Here is a 19,410-nt window from a genome sequence, read left to right as displayed (position 1 = left end):
GTCGCCGCATGAGCTATCGCACCGGCCTTGCCACCTCGCTGGTGGCTGCCGCCTTCACCCTCTCCGTCGCCGCCGAGGCGCTGGCGCAGGACCTCCGCCCCGGCCAGATCCGCGTGGCGATGCGTTCGGACGTGAACGACTTCGATCCGATGGCGTTCTCGACCGTGAACTTCCCCACCATCAAGAACCTCTATGACAGCCTGATCGAGTATACGCCCGAGGGCCGCGCGATCCCCAACCTCGCCGAGGCCTGGACGATCGCGCCCGACAACCGCTCGGTCACGCTGACGCTCCGCGCTGACGTCAAGTTCCACAGCGGCGCGCCCTTCGACGCCGAGGCCGTCTCGGCCACGCTGCGCAAGGCGGCCGATCCGCGCGCGGGCAAGAACGTCTATCCGACCATGGGGATCGTCCAGGACTGGACGGTGATCGATCCCCGAACGATCCGCATCACCTTCAAGAATCCCGCGCCGACCCGCCAGATCACCGACCTGTTGCAGTTCATCTCGGTGATCGATCCGGCGACGATCGAGACCGTCTCGACGCGCCCCGTCGGCACCGGCCCCTACCTTCTCGCCGAGCGCGCGGTCGGCCAGCGCGTGCGGCTGGAGGCGAACCGGTCGCACTGGCGCGCCAATCAGCCGCTCTCGCCCGAGGTCGTGCTGACCGTGTTCGAGAACGACGCGGCAGCCGCGGCCGCGCTCGAATCCGGCGCGGTCGATCTCGTCTACGGCGCGACCGGGCGCACGGCGGTGCGGCTGCGCGGCGCGGGCTACCAGGTGGTCGACGGGCCGGGGCCGCTGGTGCAGGTGTTCCGCATCAACTCGACGCGCGGGCCGTTCCGCAACCAGACCTTCCGCCAGGCCTTCAACCACCTGATCGATCGTGCCGGCATCCTGCGCGTCGGCTATGCCGGGCTCGGCGAGGTCACGGCGCTGCCCTGGGCGCCGGCGAGCCCCGCGCACGATCCGTCCTACGCCCAGCGCTACGCCTATGACATCGACAGGGGCCGTGCGCTGATCCAGCAATCCGGCCTGCCGCAGGCCGAGATCAGCAACTGGAAGCTGCTGGTCAACGGCGGCGACGAGGTCTCGACCCGCATCAGCCAGATCGTGCAGGGCTCGCTTGCGCGCGCCGGCATCACCATCGAGCTCGACCTCAAGCAGGGGGCCGAGTTCATCGACGCGCTGCTCACCGGCAAGTTCGACGCGGTGTTCGGCGCGGTCGGCAACATCCAGAAGTTCCCGACGCGGCTGACCACCAACAGCATCTACCGCACGGTGAACAACCCGATCCTCGGCGAGCCCAACCCGCACCCCGAGTATGTCGAGGCGATCCGGCGCGTGGACACCGCGCTCGGCAGCGAGGCCGAGGTGAAGGCCGCCTACGACAACCTCAACCGCGTGCTGGTCGAGACGGCGTTCGGCATCCCGACCAACTCCTACCCGATCGGGCTGATCGTCGCCTCGCCGAGGGTGGGCGGCTTCACGCTCGACATCGACAACATGCTCGTCGCGCGCACGCTGGGGTTCAAGCCCTGAGCCGAGGCGGGATGCCGCATGGATGAGCGCACGGATGACTGAGCCGATCCTCTCCGTCCGTGCGCTCGAGGTGGCCTTCGTCGGCTCGGGCCGTCCCGTGCCGGCGGTGCGCGGCATCGACCTCGACGTGCGCGCCAACGAGGTGCTTGGGATCGTCGGCGAGTCGGGTTCGGGCAAGAGCGTGACCTCGCTCGCGATCTCGGGTCTCTTGCCGCCGACCGCGCGCGTGCGCGGCTCGATCCGGCTCGGCGGCGTCGAGATCACCGACGCCGACCCCGAGACGCTCAGACGCATGCGGGGTGTCGATGTCGGCATGGTGTTCCAGGACCCGACGACGACGCTGAACCCCGTGTTCACGATCGGCCGACAGGTGACCGAGGGCCAGGTTGCGCACGGAAGGCTGCGCGCCGAGCAGGCGCGCGCGCGCGCGGTCGAGCTCCTGCGCGAGGTCGATATCCCGGATCCCGCCGGGCGCGTGATCCAGTACCCGCACCAGTTCTCGGGCGGGATGCGCCAGCGCGCGGTGATCGCGATGGCGATGGCGGGGCGGCCTCGCCTGATCATCGCCGACGAGCCCACCACCGCGCTCGACGTCACGGTGCAGGCGCAGGTGCTGTCGTTGCTCGCCCGCCGCCAGGCCGAGACGGGGGCCGCGGTGATCCTGATCACGCATGATCTCGGCGTGATCGCCGAAATGGCGCATCGCGTGGCAGTGATGTATGGCGGGCGGATCGTCGAGTCCGGCCCGGTCGAGACGATCTTCGCCCGCCCGCGCCATCCCTACACGGTCGCGCTGCTGCGCGGCCTGCCGCGACTCGACGGCGGGGGCGTGCGGCTCGAGCCGATTCCGGGCCAGCCGCCCGCGCCGGCGAACCTGCCGCCGGGCTGTGTGTTCCATCCGCGCTGCGCGGTCTCGAACGAACGCGATCGCTGCCGCGCCGAGGAACCGGCATTGCGCGCCTGCGGTCCGGCGCATCTCAGCGCCTGTCACTTCGCCGACGAGGTGCCGGCACCGTCGGTGGTGCGCGAGCCCGATGCGGCGGAACGAACGCTGCCGAACCTGCAGCGCGACACGGAACCGCTGCTGTCGGTCGAGGACCTCCAGGTGCATTTCCCGATCAGGGCCGGCATCCTGCGACGCCGCGTCGGCTGGCTGCGTGCGGTCGACGGCGTGAGCCTGGCGGTGCACGAGGGCGAGACGGTCGGCCTCGTCGGCGAGTCCGGCTGCGGCAAGACGACGACGGGCCGCGCCATCATGGGGCTGGTGAAGGCGACCGGCGGGCGCATCCGTTTCGGCGGCCGCGACATCACCGCGCTCGGCCGCGGCGCGATGCGCCAGGTGCGCCGGCACATGCAGTACGTGTTCCAGGACCCCTTCGCCTCGCTCAACCCGATCAAGAGCGCGGGCGAGATCGTCGCCGAGCCGCTGCGCATCCACGGGCTCTACGAGCAGATGGGCGGTGCCGCGCGGATCGCGCGGCTGTTCGAGATGGTGGGGCTGTCGCCGAGCATGATGGGACGCTTCCCGCACGAGTTCTCGGGCGGGCAGAAGCAGCGCATCGGCATCGCGCGCGCGCTCGCGCTCGAGCCGCGCCTGCTGATCCTCGACGAGCCGGTCGCCTCGCTCGACGTCTCGATCCAGGCGCAGATCATCAACCTGTTGCAGGATCTCCAGCGCGAACTCGGCCTCGCCTATCTGTTCATCGCGCATGACCTGTCGGTGGTGCGCCACATCTCCGACCGCGTCGCCGTGATGTATCTCGGGCGGATCGTCGAGGAGAGCGAGAAGCAGGCGCTCTACGCCACACCGGTGCATCCCTACACCCAGTCGCTGCTCTCGGCCGTGCCGGTGCCGGATCCGAGCCTGCGCGGCGTGCGCAAGCGCATCGTGCTGGAGGGCGAGATCCCGAACCCGGCCTCGCCGCCCCCGGGCTGCACCTTCCACCCGCGCTGCTTCCGCGCCGATGCGCGCTGCCCGGCAGAGGCGCCCGCGTTCCGGCCGTATCCCGGGCTGCCGACGCGCACCGCCTGCCACCACGCCGGACCGCTGGTGCCGGCGGCCGGTGCCGCGCGCCCGCAGGAGGTGGTGTGACGATGCACCGGTCGCGCGAACTCGCAAGGCGTGTGGTCGCGCGCGGTGCCGCGCAGGTCAGCCTCACCTGGCTCGCGACGCTGATCGTGCTCGCGATCCTGGCCCCCGTGCTGCCGATCGATCCGCTGGCGCAGGACCTGCTCGCGGAACTGGAAGGGCCATCGGCCGCGCACTGGTTCGGCACGGACGAGCTCGGCCGCGACATCCTTGCGCGCGTGATCTACGGCGCGCGCACCTCGCTGATGACGGCGGCCGGCGCCGTCACAATCGCGGGCGCGGTCGGCGTGCCGATCGGGCTGATGGCGGGGTTCTTCGGCGGCTGGCGCGACGCGGTGCTGATGCGGCTGGTCGATGTGCTGCTGGCGCTGCCGGGCATCCTGCTGGCGATGGCGATCATCGCCGTGATCGGGCGCAGCCAGGCGGCGGCTTTGCTCGCGGTCGGCATCACCGGCATCCCCTCCTTCGCGCGCATCACCCGCGCGCAGGTGCTGTCGTTGCGCAAGCGCGACTTCGTCGTCGCGGTCGAGGCGCTCGGCGGCTCGGCCGCCTACATGATGTTCCGGACCGTGCTGCCGAACTCCTGGAGCCCGATCCTGGTGCAGGTGGTGGTGCTGTCCTCGGTCGCGATCCTGCTCGAGGCCGCGCTCGCCTTCCTCGGCATCGGCATCCCGCCGCCCACGCCCTCCTGGGGCGAGATGCTGCGCACCGGCAAGACCTTCCTCTACGAGGCGCCGACCTACGCGGTGCTGCCCGGGCTGGTGCTGACGCTGACGATCCTTTCGCTCGACCTGCTCGGCCGCGCCATGGCCTCGGTGCTCGAGGACCGCCACGAGATCGAGGAGCCCGTAGCGCTTCAGGGAGGCCGGCCGTGATCGGCTACATCCTCCGCCGCCTTGCGCAGCTGCTGCCGGTGCTGGTGCTCGCCTCGATCGGCATCTGGGCGATGGTCTATGCGATTCCGGGTGGTCCCGTCGGGATGATCCTCGGCGAGAACGCGACACCGGAGCAGGTTGCCGCGCTGCGCGCCGAGCTCGGCCTCGACCGGCCGGTGATCGTGCAGTACTGGGCCTGGCTGACGGACGCGCTGTGCGGCGATCTCGGCGTGTCGCTGCATTCGCGCCAGCCCGTCGCGTCGCTGATCGGCGAACGCCTGCCGGCCACCGTGCAACTCGGCCTCGCGGCGACCGTCGTCGGGCTGCTGATCGGCATCCCCGTGGCGGTGGCGAGCGCGCTGATGCCCGGCTCGTGGCTCGACCGCGCTCAGCGGCTGGAGCGCGCTGGCACTCGGCGTGCCGACCTTCTGGCTCGGCATCCTGCTGATCCTGCTGTTCGCGGTGCACCTGCGCTGGCTGCCCTCGGCCTCGGGCTACGTGCCGTTCTGGGACTCGCCGATCGAGATGCTGCGCAACATCCTGCTGCCGGCGCTGACGCTCGGCGTCTATGTGTCGGGCATCTTCGCCCGCTTCCTGCGCGCCTCGCTGGTGGCCGAGCTGCGCGCCGACTATGTGCGGACCGCGCGCTCGAAGGGGCTGCCCGAGCGCGACGTGGTCGGCCGGCACGTGATGCGCAACGCGATGCTGCCCTTCGTCACCATCGTCGGGCTGATGATGGCGAACTTCATCGGCGGCACGGTCGTCACGGAAGCGGTGTTCACCTATCCGGGCCTCGGGCGGCTGCTGATCACCGCGATCAGCACGCGCGACTACCCGCTGATCCAGGGCTGCATCCTGGTGATCCTGGTGATCTACATCGTCATCAACGTGATGGTGGACGTGCTCTACGCCTATATCGATCCGCGCATCGAGTACGCCTGAGCGAGCGATGAGCACGCCGGCAGACGCGCCGCCCGCACCGCCCGCGAGACTGTTCGACCTGACGGGCCGGGTCGCGCTGGTGACGGGCGCCTCGCGGGGGCTCGGCTGGGCGATCGCGCGCGCGCTGGCCGCCGCCGGCGCGCGGGTGGCGCTGAACGGGCGCGATGCGGCCGCGCTCGCGTCGCGCGAGGCGGCCCTGCGCGCCTGGGGTCTGGCGGCGGAGGTCGCGCCGTTCGACGTGACGGATGCCGAGGCCGCGACCGCCGCGGTGCGAGCGATCGCGGAACGGCATGGCCGGCTCGACATCCTGGTCAGCAATGCCGGCGGCGGCGTGCGCAAGCCCGCGCTCGATCAGACCGACGCGGATTTCCGCGCGGTGTTCGAGTCGCATCTCGCCGCGGGCTTCCGGCTCGCGCGCGAGGCCTCACGCGTGATGGTGCCCGCGGGCTACGGGCGCATCCTGTTCGTCTCCTCCATCAACGCCTTCATCGCCCGGCCTTCCATGCCGGGCTATGCCGCGGCGAAGGCCGGAATGAATGGGCTGGTGCGCGCGCTTGCGGTGGAGCTCGCGCCGAGCGGGGTGACGGTGAACGCGCTCGCCCCCGGCTACTTTCTCACCGCCGGCAACGAGACGCTCCGGCGCAGCGATCCGACATTCCAGGCGCGCATCGCCGCGCGCACGCCGGCGGGCCGCTGGGGTCATCCGGACGAACTGGGGGCGGCCGCGCTCTATCTCTGCTCCGCTGCGTCCTCCTACACGACCGGCGCGGTGCTGACCGTCGACGGCGCCATGACGGTGGCGATCTGACCGATGAGTCTGGACGCCCGCTACGTCGTCAAGCCGGTGCGCAAGGCATTGCAGCTGCTGGAGGCGCTGGTGGGCGAAGGGCGGCCGCTCACGCTGTCGGAGCTCGCCGAGCGCACCGCGCTGCCCAAGACCACTGCGTTCCGCTACCTCTACACGCTGCGCTCGGCCGGGTTCGTCGTGCAGGCCGAGGGCAACGACGCCTACACGGCCGGGCCGCGGCTTGCGGCGATGCCCGCGCCCGCCGCCGCGATCGAGGCGCTGCGCCAGGCGGCGCTCCCCGAGATGCAGCGGCTGCAGCTGCGATTCAACGAGACCGTCAATCTCGGTGTCGCCGATGGCGCCGAGGTGATCTATGTCGCGATGGTCGGCAGCACGCGCTCGCTGCGCATGGAAGCCGCGATCGGCGCGCGCGACCCGATCCATTCGACCAGCCTCGGCAAGGCGATGCTCGCGATCCGTCCGGAGGAGGATCGACTGGACGGGCTGCCGAGACGGCTGCTGAGGCGCACCCCGCGCACGATCACCAGCCGCGCGGCCCTCGCCGAGGAGCTCGCGACCGCGTCCGCGCAGGGCTTCGCACTCGACCTGGAGGAGAACGAGACCGGCGCGCATTGCGTCGCCGCGGCGATTCCGCTGCACGGGCTCTCGGCCGCGCTCAGCATTTCGGGGCCGGCGCAGCGCCTGCCGGTGGAGGCGCTGCCGCGCATCGGCGCGGCGCTGATGCAGGCAGCGGCCGCGGTTGCGGCGCGGTTCGACGGCACGCCGCCGCGCTGAGCGTCAACGCCGGCATGGCGTGGCGCCCCGCGCAAGGCTGGCGGCGCCGTGCCGGCGGGGCCAATCTGGCGTCGGGAATGGAGCGCGGAGGGATGTGCATGGACGGCGCGGTGCGGCTCGAGGTCGCGGACGGGGTGGCGGAGCTGGTGATCGATCGGCCGGCCAAGCACAACGCGGTGACGCCGGCGATGGCGGCGGAGCTGGCCGAGCACGCGCGCCGCATCGACGCGGATGACGCGGTCCGTGCGGTGCTGCTGCGCGGTGCCGGCAGCCGCGCCTTCTGCGCGGGCAGCGATCTCCATGCGCTCGCGGCCTATCCGGATGCGTGGGCGTTCCGCAACCGTGTCGTCTACGAGGCGGCGATCCGCGGCATCCGCAAGCCGGTGATCGCTGCGCTGAAGGGCTGGACGCTCGGCGGCGGCGCCGAGATGGCGCTCGCCTCGGACCTCCGCATCGCCGCTCGCTCGACGCGCATCGGCTTCCCGGAGGTGACGCGCGGCTGGGTCGGCGGCGGCGGGGCGTCGCAGATGCTGCCGCGGCTGATCGGCTACGGGGCGGCGATGCGGCTGCTGCTGACCGGCGAACCTGTCGATGCCGAGGAGGCACAGCGGCTCCGCCTGGTCGAGCAGGTGGTGGAGGACGGGGCGGAGGAGGAGGTCGCGCGCGCGCTCTGCCGGACGCTCGCGGGCTTCAGCCCGGTCGCCGTGCAGGCGGTGAAGGCGGCCGTGCGCCAGGCGCTGGAGGCGCCGCTCTCGGCCGGGCTTGCCTACGAGAACGAGATGAACGTGCTCTGTTTCGCCGCCGGCGACCACCGCGAGGGCATCCGCGCCTTCGCCGAGAAGCGCGACGCGGCGTTCAAGCGGTAGGGCGGCGCCACACCATCATGTCGTTCTCGCCCTGCTGTACCACCTCGCCGCGCTGATTGGTCAGCGTCACCTCGATCGTGACGATGCCGCGGTCGGGCTTCTTCGTCTCGCGCTTGGCCACGACGCGGATGCGCGCGGCGATGCGGTCGCCGATCAGGATCGGGCCCGTGAATGTCCAGCGCCAGCCAAGCGAGACGATCGCCGCGAGCCGCACGCCAGCGCGGTTCTTCAGCCCGTCGGCGAGGGCAAGCCCGAGCAGCCCGTGCGCGACCCGGCCCGGATAGCCGATCGAGCGCGCGTAGTCGTCATCGACGTGCAGCTCGTAGAAGTCTCCCGTCAGACCGGCGAAGCCGAGCACGTGGTGCTCGCCGATCGTGATGCCGGGCGTGTCGTAGTCGAGCCCGACCGCGATCTCCTCGTAACGCAGCGCGCTCATAGCCGGTGCAGGTGCAGGCCGCCGTCGATGTGGAAGGCATCGCCGGTGGTGAAGGGGAGGTCGCCGGCGGCGAGGGCAGCGATGGCGCGGCCGACATCCTCGGCCTCGCCCCAGCGGCGGATGGGTGACAGTCCGGCCTCGATGCGCGCGGTGTAGCGTTCGGCCACCGGCGCGGTCATTTCCGTGCGGATCACGCCGGGGCGGATCTCGTGCACGGCGATGCCGGCCTCGGCGAGCCGCACCGCGAACAGCCTCGCCACCATCGACGCGGCCGCCTTGGAGATGCAGTACTCGCCGCGATCGACCGCCGGCATGAACGCATTCGCCGAGGAGACGAACAGGATCGAGCGCGCCCCGCGCGCGGGCGCGCCAGGGCCGACCATCCGCCGTGCTGCCGCCTGGGCGAGGAAGAAGGCGCCGCGCGTGTTCACGCCGAGGCAGCGGTCGAACGAGGCTTCGGTCACGTCGAGCAGATCGCCGCGGGCGAGCGCGCCGACGCCCGCGTTGTTCACCAGGCATTCGAGGCCGCCGAACGCGGCCCACGCGGCCTCGACGAGCGCACCGTGCGCGGCGGTCGCGGCCACGTCGGCGGTGAGGAAGCGGAACGCCCCGCCTGCCGCGATCACGGCAGCCTCGGTCTCGGCCGCGCCGTCATCCGACAGATCGGCGCCGACCACGTCGAAGCCGCGCGCGGCGAGCGCGGCACAGGTGGCGCGGCCGATCCCCCGGCGCGCGCCGGTGACGAGGGCGGCGGGCCTCATGCGAGCAGGTGGCGCGCCATGATCATGCGCTGGATCTGATTCGTGCCTTCGTAGATCTGCGTGATCTTGGCGTCGCGATAGAGTCGCTCGACCGTCACGCCGCGGATATAGCCCGACCCGCCATGGATCTGCACCGCATCCGCCGTGCGCGCCACCGCCGCGTCGGAGGCGAAGCACTTGGCGAAACTCGCCTCCAGCGTCGCGCGCCTGCCGGCATCGAGCAGCCGCGCGGCATGGCGCACCATCAGCCGCGCGGCATGCGCGTCCTTCGCCATGTCGGCGATCATCCACTGCACCGCCTGGAACTCGGCGATCGGCTTGCCGAACTGCACGCGGTCCTTGGCGTGGGCGATGCTCTCCTCGAGCGCGCGCTGGAGAATGCCGAGGGCGAGGGCCGCGATGCCGATGCGGCCCTTGTCCAGCACGCTCATCATCAGGTGGAAGCCGCGTCCGTCCTGACCGAGCAGCGCGTCGTCCGGCAGCCGCACATCCTCGAACACGAGCCCGCCGACCGGAGAGGCGCGCTGGCCCATCTTGTGCTCGGCACGCAGGCGGGTGACGCCGGGCGCGTCGAGCTCGACCAGCAACACCGCCATGCCGCGATGCCCGGCCTCGGGGTTCGTGCGCGCGAGCACGGCGGCGAAGTCGGCGAGTGGGGCCATGTGGATCCAGAGCTTGCTGCCGGTCAGCACCCAGCCCGCGCCGTCGCGCCGCGCGGTCGCCTTCAGCGCCGCAAGATCCGACCCCGCGCCCTCCTCGGTCAGCGCATAGGCGCAGCGCCGTTCGCGCGCGAGCAGCGGACGCAGATAGCGCGCCTGCTGTTCCGCCGTGCCGTGCTCGGCGAGCAGGGTGGCGACCAGCTCCACCAGCCCGACCTGGTCCGCGACCGACGCATAGCCGCGCGCGAGCTCCTCCATCACCACCGCATAGGCAAGCGCGCCCGCGCCGGTGCCGCCGAGCGCCTCCGGCACGGTGATGCCGAACAGGCCGAGCGCGGCGAGCGCGCGGTAGAGATCCTCGGGGCACTCCTCCGACTCGTCGAGGTCGCCCGCGCGCGGGACCACGCGCTCGTCGGCGAAGCGCCGCACCGTGTCGCGCAGCTGCGCGAGCGACGGATCGAGCTCGGAATCGTCGGTCGCGACTGCGCCGTCCGGCATCACGTTTCCCCTTGGACCAGGCCTCGGCCCGGCCGCGCATCGTGGCCGAGGCGCAACCCTGCGTCCAGACGCCCCGTCTGGTCGCGCGCGGCGCCCTGGTGCAGGCTGGCATGCAGGAGGAGGAAACGCATGACGGACAGCGTCGCGCTCGACGGCAAGGTCGCGATCGTCACCGGCGCGGGCTCGCGCGGCGAGGGCATCGGCAACGGCCGCGCGACCGCGATCACGCTCGCCCGCCGCGGCGCGCGCGTGCTGCTCGCCGATGTCGAGCGCGACTGGATGGCCGCGACGGCGGCGACGATCACGGCCGAGGGCGGCGAGCACGCCATGGTGACGGGCGACGTCTCGGAGGCGTCGCAGTGCCGCGAGATCGTCGCCGCGGCGGTCGCGCGCTGGGGGCGGCTCGACATCCTGGTGAACAATGTCGGCATCTCCGGCCCGCCTGGCAGCGCGGTCGAGGTCGATGCCGAGGCGTGGGACCGGGCGATGCGCATCAATGTCGGCTCGGTCATGCTGATGTCGAAATACGCGATCCCCGAGATGCGCAAGTCGGGCGGCGGCGCGATCGTCAACCTCTCCTCGGTCGCCGGGCTGCTCGCGGGACATCCCGGCCTGCTCTACGCCACCACGAAGGGCGCGATCGTGCAGATGACGCGCGCGATGGCGGCACATCACGGGCCGGAGGGGATCCGCGTCAACTGCGTCGCGCCGGGCTACGTCTACACGCCGATGGTGGCGGTGCGCGGGCTCGACGAGGCGGGGCGCGCGGCGCGGCGCGAGGCCACGCTGCTCAAGACCGAGGGCACCGCCTGGGACGTCGCCGAGGCGATCGCCTGGCTCGTCTCGCCGGCCGCACGCTGGGTCACCGGGATCACCCTGCCGGTCGATGCCGGCACCTCCGCCGGCAGCACCACGCTCGCCTCGCCCAAGCCGATCTGACGCCACGGACATGTCCCGCCCGACGTGAGCCCGACCCCGCGCGCCTCCACGCTGGCACCGTTCCGCCAGCGCAGCTTCCGCTTCCAGTGGCCGTCCGACCTCGCGGTGTCCTGGGCGTTCGAGATGGAGACGCTGATCCTCGGCTGGTATGTGCTGGTCGAGACCGGCTCGGTCGTGCTGCTCAGCCTGTTCGGCGCGCTGCAGCTGGTCGGCACGCTGATCTCGCCGCTGTTCGGCGTCGCCGGCGACCGCGTCGGCCATCGCCTGGTGCTGTGCGGGATGCGCATCGTCTACGCGGTGCTGGCGGCGATCCTGACCACGCTCGCGCTCACCCGCACGCTGAGCCCGGCCGCCGTGTTCGCGGTGACGGCGCTCGCGGGGCTGGTGCGGCCGTCGGACATGGGAATGCGCAACGCGCTGATCGGCGCGACGATGCCGCCCACCCTTCTGATGGGCGCGCTGTCGATCGAGCGCACGAGTGCCGACTCGGCGAAGATCGCGGGCGCGCTGAGCGGTGCCGCGCTGGTGGCCGCCCTCGGCACGGGGCGGGCCTATCTCGTCGTCACCGGGCTCTACCTGCTGAGCTTCGCGCTGACGCTCGGCGTGGAGGAGCGGACGGCGCGCCGGACCGGCGCCAGCGTGACCTCGCCCTGGCGCGAGCTTGCCGACGGCGTGGCCTATGTCCGCACCACGCCGCCCCTGCTGGCGGCGATCGCGCTCGCCTTCCTGCTGAACTTCGCGGCGTATCCGTTGTCACAGGGACTGATGCCCTATGTCGCACGCGAGGTGTACGGCACGGACCGCGCCGGGCTCAGCTATCTGCTCGCGAGCTTCGCCGGCGGCGGGCTCGCAGGCTCGGTGCTGCTGAGCGCGCGCGGGGGCGTGGTGCCGCCGGCGCGCACGATGCTGGCGGCGGCCGCGCTCTGGTTCGCGCTGCTGCTGGTGTTCGCGCGCGTCGAGGTCGCGGCCCTCGGCATGGCGCTGCTGGCGATGGCGGGATTCGTGCAGAGCTTCGCCATGGTGCCGCTTGCGGCGGTGCTGCTGCGCGTCGGCAATCCGCTGTTCCGCGGCCGCGTGATGGGGCTGCGCATGCTGGCGGTGTACGGCCTGCCCGTGGGACTGCTGATCGCGGGGCCGCTGATCGCCACGATCGGCTTCCCACGCTCGGCCACGCTCTATGCCGGGTTCGGCCTCGCCTGCACGGGCGCGATCGCGCTGTTCTGGCGCCGGCATCTCTGGCCGCTCGACGCGCCGGCGAATGCGCGCCACGGCTGAGCGCTACGCCGCCATCGCCTCCGCCGCGGCCTCCGCGAGCAGCGCGTAGGAGCGCTTGCGCGCCGCATGGTCGAAGATCTGCGCGGTGACGATCAGCTCGTCCGCGCCCGTGCGCTCGACGAAGGCGGCGAGCTCCGCGCGCACCGTCGCCGGCCCGCCCACCGCGACGATGCCCAGCGAGGCCTCGATCACCGCGCGGGCGTGCGGATCGAGCCGCTCGACGAAACCCTCCACCGGCGGCGGCAGCGTGCCGGGCCGTCCGGTGCGCCGGTTCAGCAGCGCCTGCTGGTGCGACGTGAACAGGAAGCGCGCCTCCGCGTCCGTCTCCGCGGCGACCACGTGGACCCCGAGCATGGCGTGGGGCTTCGCCAGCCGCTCCGACGGGCGGAACTGCTCGCGGTAGAGTGCCAGCGCCTGCATCATCTGCGCCGGCGCGAAATGCGAGGCGAAGGCGTAAGGCAGGCCAAGCGCGGCGGCGAGCTGGGCGCCGAAGGTGGAGGAGCCGAGGATCCAGACCTCTACCGCCTCGCCCGCCCCCGGGGTGGCCACCACCGCCTGGCCGGGCACGGGCTCGCGGAACCAGTCCATCAGCTCGACGACATCCTGCGGGAAGGCGTCCTCGTCCGAGGCCAGCGTGCGGCGGAGCGCCCAGGCGGTGCGCGGGTCGGTGCCTGGCGCTCGCCCGACCCCGAGATCGACGCGGCCCGGATGAAGTGCCGCGAGCGTGCCGAACTGCTCGGCGATCACCAGCGGCGCGTGGTTCGGCAGCATCACGCCGCCGGCGCCGATGCGGATGCGCTCCGTTCCCGCGCCGACATGGGCGAGCGCGACGGCGGTCGCGGCACTGGCGATGCCGGGCATGTTGTGGTGCTCGGCCATCCAGTAGCGGCGATAGCCGAGCGCCTCCGCCTGGCGTGCGAGATCGACGGCGTTGCGCAGCGCGTCGCCGGGCCGGCGTCCTTCGGCGACAGGGGCGAGGTCGAGGACCGAGAGCGGAGGCATGGCAGGGATATGGGCGGGCCGCGGATGTCCGGCAACCGGCTACAGGATCTGGCTCAGGAACAGTCGCGTGCGGTCGTAGCGCGGGTTGGCGAAGAACACCTCGGGCGGGGCGTCCTCGACGATCTCGCCCTGGTCCATGAAGATCACCCGATCGGCGACCTTGCGCGCGAAGCCCATCTCGTGCGTCACCACCATCATGGTGATGCCGGACTCGGCGAGCTCGACCATCACCTCCAGCACCTCGTTGATCATCTCCGGGTCGAGCGCGGAGGTGGGCTCGTCGAACAGCATGATGCGCGGGCGCATGCAGAGCGCGCGCGCGATCGCGACTCGCTGCTGCTGCCCGCCGGAGAGCTGCAACGGATACTTGCGCGCCTGTTCGGGGATGTGCACGCGTTCGAGCAGGCTCATCGCGATCGCCTCGGCCTCGGCCTTCGGCAGGTGCTTCACCCAGGTGAGCGCGAAGGTGCAGTTCTCCAGCACCGTCATGTGCGGAAAGAGGTTGAACTGCTGGAACACCATGCCGATGTCGCGCCGGATCTCCTCGTCCTTCTGCGTGCTCTCGCCGAAGGCGCGGCCGTGGATGACGACCTTGCCCTCCTGCTGCCGCTCGAGCTGGTTGACGCAGCGGATCATGGTGGACTTGCCCGAGCCCGACGGGCCGCACACGACCACCTTCTCGCCTTCCGCCACCCGGAGATCGATGTCCTTCAGCGCCTGGAAGTGGCCGAACCACTTGCTCAGCCCGAAGAGCTCGATCGCCGGCGTGCCGGTCAGCGCCGCTCCGGGCCCGTCCGCGAGCGCCGCGCCGCTCATCGCCGCTGCCCCGCGCCGAGTGTGCGCTCGAGGTTGAGGCTGTACTGCGACATCAGGAAGCAGAACACGAAGTAGATCAGCGTGATGAAGAAGAACGGTTCGAGGAACAGGCCGAGCCAGGTCGTGTCCTCGCCGACCGCACGTGCCATGCTGAGCAGGTCGAACAGGCCGATGATCGAGACCAGCGTCGTGTCCTTGAACAGGCCGATGAAGTTGCCGACGATGGTCGGGATCATGATCTTCAGCGCCTGCGGCATGATCACCAGCGCGGTCGATTGCCAGAAGCCCAGACCCACCGCCGAGGCCGCCTCGTACTGGCCGCGCGGGATCGCCTGCAACCCGCCCCGGACGATCTCGGCCATGTAGGCGGCGGCGAACAGGCAGACCGCGACGATCGCGCGCAGCAGCCGGTTCACCTCGACGCCGACCGGCAGGAACAGCGGCAGCATCGTGTTGAACATGAACAGGATGGTGATCAGCGGCACCGAGCGGAACAGCTCGATGAAGGCGGTCGAGCAGAGGCTGATGAACGGCATCGTCGAGCGCCGGCCGAGGGCGAGCATCACGCCAGCCGGCAGCGAGAAGGTGATGCCGAACCCCGAGATCACCAGCGTCAGGAACAGCCCGCCCCAGAGCCGCGTCGGAATCTCGTCGAGCGTCCACTGCGTCGTTGCGGCGACGGCCAACACGTAGAGGACCGCGTAGCCGAGGCGCGCGCGGGTTCGCGTCCCGTCCTCGTCGTCGGCCCGCGCGCCGGTCAGGCGGGCGACGAAGGCGCCGAACGACAGGCCCGTCATGCGTTCGGCGAGCGTGGTCAGCCAGACCCAGACGAAGGCCGCCATGCCGAGCGCGATCAGCGCGGTCCAGAGCAGGTCCTTCTCGCCGCCATGGAAGAAGTAGGAGGCGAGGAACGGATAGAGCAGCACGGCGCTGAGCCCGATCCCGACCTTCGACTTCACCCGCGGCAGCCAGAGCGGCACGGCCCAGACCACCAGGATCAGGAAGGCGAGGTTGATCCGCCACACCTGGTCCTTGGGGTAGAGCCCATAGAGCAGGTTGGGAATCCAGGCGATCACGCCGGGCCAGCACGCGCCCGCGCGCCCGACCCTGTCGAGGCACTCGCGGCGGTTCGATGCCTCCCACACCGCGTCGATCAGCGCCCAGTTGATGATGGCGGTGAAGAACACGATCACGATGTAGGCGCCAAGGAGCGTCAGCAGCCCGTTCGAGACCGACGAGAACAGGTTCGCGCGCATCCAGCCGATCACGCCGATCGACGAGGGCGGCGGCGGCCGCACGGGCTTCGGGCGGAACACCAGGGCCTGATCGGGCGGCGCGGCGAGGCGCGATTCGTCCGGCATGCCTTAGCGCTCCGTGATCTGGACGCGGCGGTTGTAGAGGTTCATCAGCAGCGACACGGTCAGGCTGACCGCGCAGTAGAACCCCATGGTCATCGCCACGATCGGGATCGCACGGCCCGACTGGTTCAGCGAGGTGTTCATCCAGACGCTGACCAGATCCGGGAAGCCGATCGCGATTGCGAGCGAGGAGTTCTTGGTCAGGTTCAGATACTGGCTGATCAGCGGCGGAATGATCACGCGCAGCGCCTGCGGCAGGATCACGAAGCGCATGATGCGCGAGGGCTTCACGCCGAGCGCGCGCGCCGCCTCGGTCTGGCCGTGGCTGACCGACTGGATGCCGGCGCGCACGATCTCGGCGATGAAGCACGAGGTGTAGATCGCGAGCGCGATGATCAGTGCGCAGAAGGTCGGCGGCACGCTCAGCCCGCCGCGGAAGTTGAAGCCGCGCAGGGCAGGGATCTCCCAGTCGAGCGGCGAACCGGTCGCGAGGAAGACCGCGACCGGCAGCAGTACGATCAGTCCCACGCCGACGATCACCGACGGGAAGGACTGGCCAGTCGCTTCGAGCCGCCGTCGCGCCCAGCGATGGATCGCGATCGCAACCACGATTCCGAGTCCAAGCGCCACCCCGGTCCAGCCGAAGCCGTCCTGCGGAACCGGTCCAGGGAAGTAGAAGCCGCGGTTGTTGAGGAAGAATGCGCCGCCCCAGTCGATGCTCTGACGCGGCACGGGGAGCAGATTGAAGAACCCGAAATACCAGGCGATGATCTGCAGCAGCAGCGGCGTATTGCGCAGGATTTCGACATACCAGCGCGCAAGGCTGCGGATGAGCCAGTTGGTCGACAGGCGCGCGAGCCCCATCAGCAGCCCGATCACGGTCGCAAGCACGATGCCGATCACGGCGACCAGCAGCGTGTTCGCGAGCCCGACCTGGAACACGCGGAGGTAGGTGTCACCCTCGCGGTAGGGGATCAGCGTAAAGACGATGTTGAAGCCGGCGGTGTACTCCAGGAAGTCGAAGCCGGCCGCCATGCCGCGCTGCGACATGTTCTTGATGGTGTTCGACACCAGGTACCAGATGCCACCGACCAGGATCGCGGCAGTGAGGATCTGGTAGAAGACGGCGCGCACGAACGCATCGTTGACGAACGAGGATCCCCTCGCGGTCACCGCGGCCGATCGTGTTGTCGCGGCCGTTGTTGCCATGGCCTGCCCTGCCCGGTCAGGAACGCGGAGAAGGACGAGGCGGGATCCGCGCGTGCGCGCGGATCCCGCGTGTCAGTCACGCTCCGTGTCGGCTCACCGGAACGGCATGGCGTACATCAGCCCGCCCTTGGTCCAGAGCGCGTTCAGCGACTCATCGCGGGGGATCCCGACCGGCGTATTGGCGCCGACATGACGCTCATACGCCTCGCCATAGTTGCCGATGTGCTTGAGCACCCGCACCATGAAGTCGTTGGTCAGGCCCATGCCCTGGCCGATATTGCCCTCGACGCCGAGCAGCCGCTTGATGCTCGGATTGTCGGACTTCATCATCTCGTCGACGTTCTTCGAGCTCACACCGAGCTCCTCGGCCTCGATCATGCCGATCAGCACCCAGCGGACGATGTCGCCCCAGTTGTTGTCGCCGTGCCGGACCACCGGGCCGAGCGGTTCCTTCGAGATCGTCTCCGGCAGGATCACGTGGTCCTGCGGGTTCGGGAAGGCCGAGCGTCGCGCCGCGAGGCCCGACTTGTCGTTGGTGTAGGCGTCGCAGCCGCCGCCGAGATAGGTCTCGACCAGCACGTTGACGTTCTCGTTCGTCACCGACTGGAGGCGCATGTTGTTGGCGCGGAAATAGTCGGCCAGGTTGAGTTCGGTCGTCGTGCCGGTCAGCACGCAGACGGTCGCGCCGTCGAGTTCGCGCGCCGACCTGATGCCGGACGCCCTGGGCACGAGGAAGCCCTGGCCGTCGTAGAAGTTGACGCCGGTGAACTCGAGACCGAGCTGCGTGTCGCGCACCGCCGTCTAGGTGGTGGTGCGCGAGAGCATGTCGGACTCGCCGTTGGCGAGCGAGGTGAACCGCACCGCCGAGGTCACCGACTGGTAGCGCACCTTGTCCGGGTCGTTGAAGATCGCCGCGGCGACCGCGCGGCACATGTCGACGTCGAGGCCGGACCACTTGCCGTCGGCCGACAGCGCATAGAACCCCGGCGTCGGCAGGCCGACCTGGCAGTTCAGCGCACCCCGTTCCTTGACCTGCGCGAGGGTCTGCTGCGCCGCGACCTCCGTACCGGTCGCTGCCAGCACAACAGCTGCTGCACCGAGCAGCGAGAGACTCTTCTTCATGCGATCCACGCTCCCTGGTTGTGAAACCTGAGCCCCAGCCCGCCGATCCTTGAGATCGTCCGACGTATTCTGAGCCCCGTATCGGGGAGCCTATCCATTTCAACCATTCATGCAAACCATAAACGCGCGTGGTCGGTCGCCCCGGTGGCCGACCCGGCACCAGCCCGGGCGCCCGGTCGGGTCAGGCCCCTGGGACGAGGACGATCGCGGCGAGCGGCGGCAGCGTCAGCGACAGGGCATACGGATGGCCGTGCGCGCCCTCGCCGGTGGCGAGCGTCGCGCCGCCATTGCCGAGATTGCCGCCGCCATAGACGCCGGCGTCGCTGTTCAGCACCTCGCGCCAGGCGCCATCCCGCGGCACGCCGATGCGGTACCCGAGCCGAGGCACGGGCGTGAGATTGAGGACCACCAGCGCGACGTCGTCGCCGGCGCGGCGCAGAAAGGCGAACACGCTCTGGGCCGCATCATCCCCGATGACCCAGGCGAACCCGTCGGGCGAGGTGTCGTCCCGGTGCAGCGCGGGCCGCGCCCGGCAGGCATGGTTGAGATCGCGCACGAGGCGCTGCACCCCGGCATGGCGCGGGTCGTCGAGCAGATGCCAGGGCAGACCGGCGTCGTGGTTCCACTCGGTGGGCTGGGCAAGCTCGCTGCCCATGAACAGCAGCGTCTTGCCGGGATGCGTCCATTGCAGCGTCAGCAGCGCGCGCAGGTTCGCCCGCTTCTGCCAGTCATCGCCCGGCATCTTGCCGTAGAGCGAGCCCTTCCCGTGCACCACCTCGTCATGCGAGATCGGCAGCATGAAGCGCTCGCTCCAGGCATAGACGAGGCCGAAGGTGATCTCGTCGTGGTGCCACTGCCGGTAGGCGGACTCGCGCGACATGTAGTGCAGCGTGTCGTGCATCCAGCCCATGTTCCATTTCCAGTCGAAGCCGAGCCCGCCCTGTTCGGCCGCGCGCGTCACGCCGGGCCAGGCGGTGCTCTCCTCGGCAATCATCAGCGCGCCGGGGCAGCGCGCGTGCACGGCGGTGTTGAGCTCGCGCAGGAACGCGACCGCTTCGAGGTTCTCGCGCCCGCCATGGACGTTCGGGAGCCAGTCCCCTGCCTCGCGCGAGTAGTCGCGGTAGAGCATCGAGGCGACCGCATCGACACGCAGGCCATCGACGTGGAAGTGCTCGAGCCAGTGCAGGGCGGAAGCGATCAGGAAGGCACGCACCTCGTGGCGGCCGAAATTGTAGATCAGCGTGTTCCAGTCGCGATGGAACCCTTCGCGCGGGTCGGCGTGCTCGTAGAGGGCCGTGCCGTCAAACCTTCCCATGCCGTGCGCGTCGGTGGGGAAATGCGCCGGCACCCAGTCGAGGATGACGCCGATCCGGGCGGCGTGGCAGCGATCGACGAAGCGCGCGAACCCCTCCGGCGGGCCGAGCCGCGAACACGGCGCGA

The 19,410-nt window shown here is 70.7% G+C and carries 19 protein-coding genes and 1 pseudogene; 10 read left to right on the top strand and 10 right to left on the bottom strand.

Translation table 11 applies throughout. From position 1 onward, the window contains the following. Positions 1-8: 8 nt before the first annotated feature. From ACTIFU_RS01130 to ACTIFU_RS01095, 8 genes and pseudogenes are all read left to right on the top strand, one after another. Positions 9-1,541 carry an ABC transporter substrate-binding protein gene (locus tag ACTIFU_RS01130; RefSeq protein WP_439576434.1) on the top strand — a complete coding sequence of 511 codons (1,533 nt, stop codon included), beginning with the start codon at positions 9-11 and terminating at the stop codon, positions 1,539-1,541. 34 nt (positions 1,542-1,575) lie between these two features. After that, the gene (locus ACTIFU_RS01125) at positions 1,576-3,633 is read left to right on the top strand and encodes an ABC transporter ATP-binding protein (protein ID WP_439576433.1); all 2,058 of its coding nucleotides are present in this window, start codon (positions 1,576-1,578) and stop codon (positions 3,631-3,633) included. Positions 3,634-3,635: 2 nt separating this feature from the next. After that, a complete protein-coding gene (locus ACTIFU_RS01120; protein WP_439576432.1) occupies positions 3,636-4,505 on the top strand; it encodes an ABC transporter permease in 870 nt (289 codons plus the stop codon). Then, positions 4,502-4,744: pseudogene (locus ACTIFU_RS01115) on the top strand (ABC transporter permease); the annotation flags it as partial. The gene ACTIFU_RS01120 and the pseudogene ACTIFU_RS01115, both read left to right, overlap by 4 nt. Positions 4,745-4,922: 178 nt before the next feature. After that, positions 4,923-5,447 (top strand): ABC transporter permease, encoded by a 525-nt coding sequence (locus tag ACTIFU_RS01110; RefSeq protein WP_439576431.1) that lies wholly within the window; start codon positions 4,923-4,925, stop codon positions 5,445-5,447. Between the two features lie 7 nt (positions 5,448-5,454). Beyond that, positions 5,455-6,255, top strand: coding sequence for an SDR family NAD(P)-dependent oxidoreductase (locus tag ACTIFU_RS01105; protein ID WP_439576430.1), 801 nt, complete (start codon positions 5,455-5,457; stop codon positions 6,253-6,255). Positions 6,256-6,258: 3 nt separating this feature from the next. Further along, positions 6,259-7,029: an IclR family transcriptional regulator gene (locus tag ACTIFU_RS01100; protein ID WP_439576429.1), complete on the top strand. Its 771-nt coding sequence runs from the start codon at positions 6,259-6,261 to the stop codon at positions 7,027-7,029. A 98-nt stretch (positions 7,030-7,127) separates the two neighbouring features. Further along, positions 7,128-7,895 (top strand): enoyl-CoA hydratase/isomerase family protein, encoded by a 768-nt coding sequence (locus ACTIFU_RS01095; protein WP_439576428.1) that lies wholly within the window; start codon positions 7,128-7,130, stop codon positions 7,893-7,895. Here the strand turns inward: ACTIFU_RS01095 and ACTIFU_RS01090 are convergent. From ACTIFU_RS01090 to ACTIFU_RS01080, 3 genes are read right to left on the bottom strand one after another with little or no spacing between them, the layout of a single operon-like run. Then, on the bottom strand, positions 7,885-8,331 hold the full coding sequence (locus ACTIFU_RS01090; protein ID WP_439576427.1) for a MaoC family dehydratase: 447 nt from the start codon (positions 8,329-8,331) through the stop codon (positions 7,885-7,887). The genes ACTIFU_RS01095 and ACTIFU_RS01090 overlap by 11 nt on opposite strands. After that, positions 8,328-9,092 carry a 3-ketoacyl-ACP reductase gene (locus ACTIFU_RS01085; protein WP_439576426.1) on the bottom strand — a complete coding sequence of 255 codons (765 nt, stop codon included), beginning with the start codon at positions 9,090-9,092 and terminating at the stop codon, positions 8,328-8,330. The genes ACTIFU_RS01090 and ACTIFU_RS01085 overlap by 4 nt, the downstream gene beginning before the upstream one ends. Then, entirely contained in the window at positions 9,089-10,249 is a 1,161-nt protein-coding gene (locus tag ACTIFU_RS01080; protein WP_439576425.1) for an acyl-CoA dehydrogenase family protein, read from the bottom strand. Before ACTIFU_RS01080 ends, ACTIFU_RS01085 begins: the two co-directional genes overlap by 4 nt. A gap of 129 nt (positions 10,250-10,378) precedes the next feature. On the opposite strand from ACTIFU_RS01080, the gene ACTIFU_RS01075 reads away from it, so the two are divergent. Both ACTIFU_RS01075 and ACTIFU_RS01070 read left to right on the top strand, forming a co-directional pair. Further along, positions 10,379-11,188 (top strand): SDR family NAD(P)-dependent oxidoreductase, encoded by an 810-nt coding sequence (locus tag ACTIFU_RS01075; RefSeq protein ID WP_439576424.1) that lies wholly within the window; start codon positions 10,379-10,381, stop codon positions 11,186-11,188. A 24-nt stretch (positions 11,189-11,212) separates the two neighbouring features. Further along, complete coding sequence (locus ACTIFU_RS01070) at positions 11,213-12,463, top strand: MFS transporter (protein ID WP_439576423.1); 1,251 nt, start codon at positions 11,213-11,215, stop codon at positions 12,461-12,463. 3 nt (positions 12,464-12,466) lie between these two features. Here ACTIFU_RS01070 and ACTIFU_RS01065 read toward each other — a convergent pair whose 3' ends face one another. From ACTIFU_RS01065 to glgB, 7 genes are all read right to left on the bottom strand, one after another. After that, the gene (locus ACTIFU_RS01065) at positions 12,467-13,465 is read right to left on the bottom strand and encodes an LLM class flavin-dependent oxidoreductase (RefSeq protein WP_439576422.1); all 999 of its coding nucleotides are present in this window, start codon (positions 13,463-13,465) and stop codon (positions 12,467-12,469) included. A 39-nt stretch (positions 13,466-13,504) separates the two neighbouring features. Then, complete coding sequence (locus ACTIFU_RS01060; protein WP_439576421.1) at positions 13,505-14,281, bottom strand: amino acid ABC transporter ATP-binding protein; 777 nt, start codon at positions 14,279-14,281, stop codon at positions 13,505-13,507. Next, positions 14,278-15,642, bottom strand: coding sequence for an amino acid ABC transporter permease (locus ACTIFU_RS01055; protein ID WP_439576420.1), 1,365 nt, complete (start codon positions 15,640-15,642; stop codon positions 14,278-14,280). The genes ACTIFU_RS01060 and ACTIFU_RS01055 overlap by 4 nt, the downstream gene beginning before the upstream one ends. 3 nt (positions 15,643-15,645) lie before the next feature. After that, a complete protein-coding gene (locus ACTIFU_RS01050; protein ID WP_439576419.1) occupies positions 15,646-16,812 on the bottom strand; it encodes an amino acid ABC transporter permease in 1,167 nt (388 codons plus the stop codon). A 129-nt stretch (positions 16,813-16,941) separates the two neighbouring features. After that, positions 16,942-17,643 (bottom strand): hypothetical protein, encoded by a 702-nt coding sequence (locus tag ACTIFU_RS01045; protein ID WP_439576418.1) that lies wholly within the window; start codon positions 17,641-17,643, stop codon positions 16,942-16,944. 6 nt (positions 17,644-17,649) lie between these two features. Then, the gene (locus tag ACTIFU_RS01040; RefSeq protein ID WP_439576417.1) at positions 17,650-17,970 is read right to left on the bottom strand and encodes a transporter substrate-binding domain-containing protein; all 321 of its coding nucleotides are present in this window, start codon (positions 17,968-17,970) and stop codon (positions 17,650-17,652) included. A 181-nt stretch (positions 17,971-18,151) separates the two neighbouring features. Further along, on the bottom strand, positions 18,152-19,410 hold a 1,259-nt coding region (gene glgB, locus ACTIFU_RS01035), incomplete at its 5' end, for a 1,4-alpha-glucan branching enzyme (protein WP_439576416.1).

Origin of the sequence: Elioraea sp. (genome assembly GCF_051860475.1) — a bacterium.
In the GTDB taxonomy this organism is placed as follows: domain Bacteria; phylum Pseudomonadota; class Alphaproteobacteria; order Acetobacterales; family Acetobacteraceae; genus Elioraea.
The sequence above is the reverse complement of the archived record's forward strand: the minus strand, read 5'-3'. Positions and strand labels throughout refer to the sequence as shown.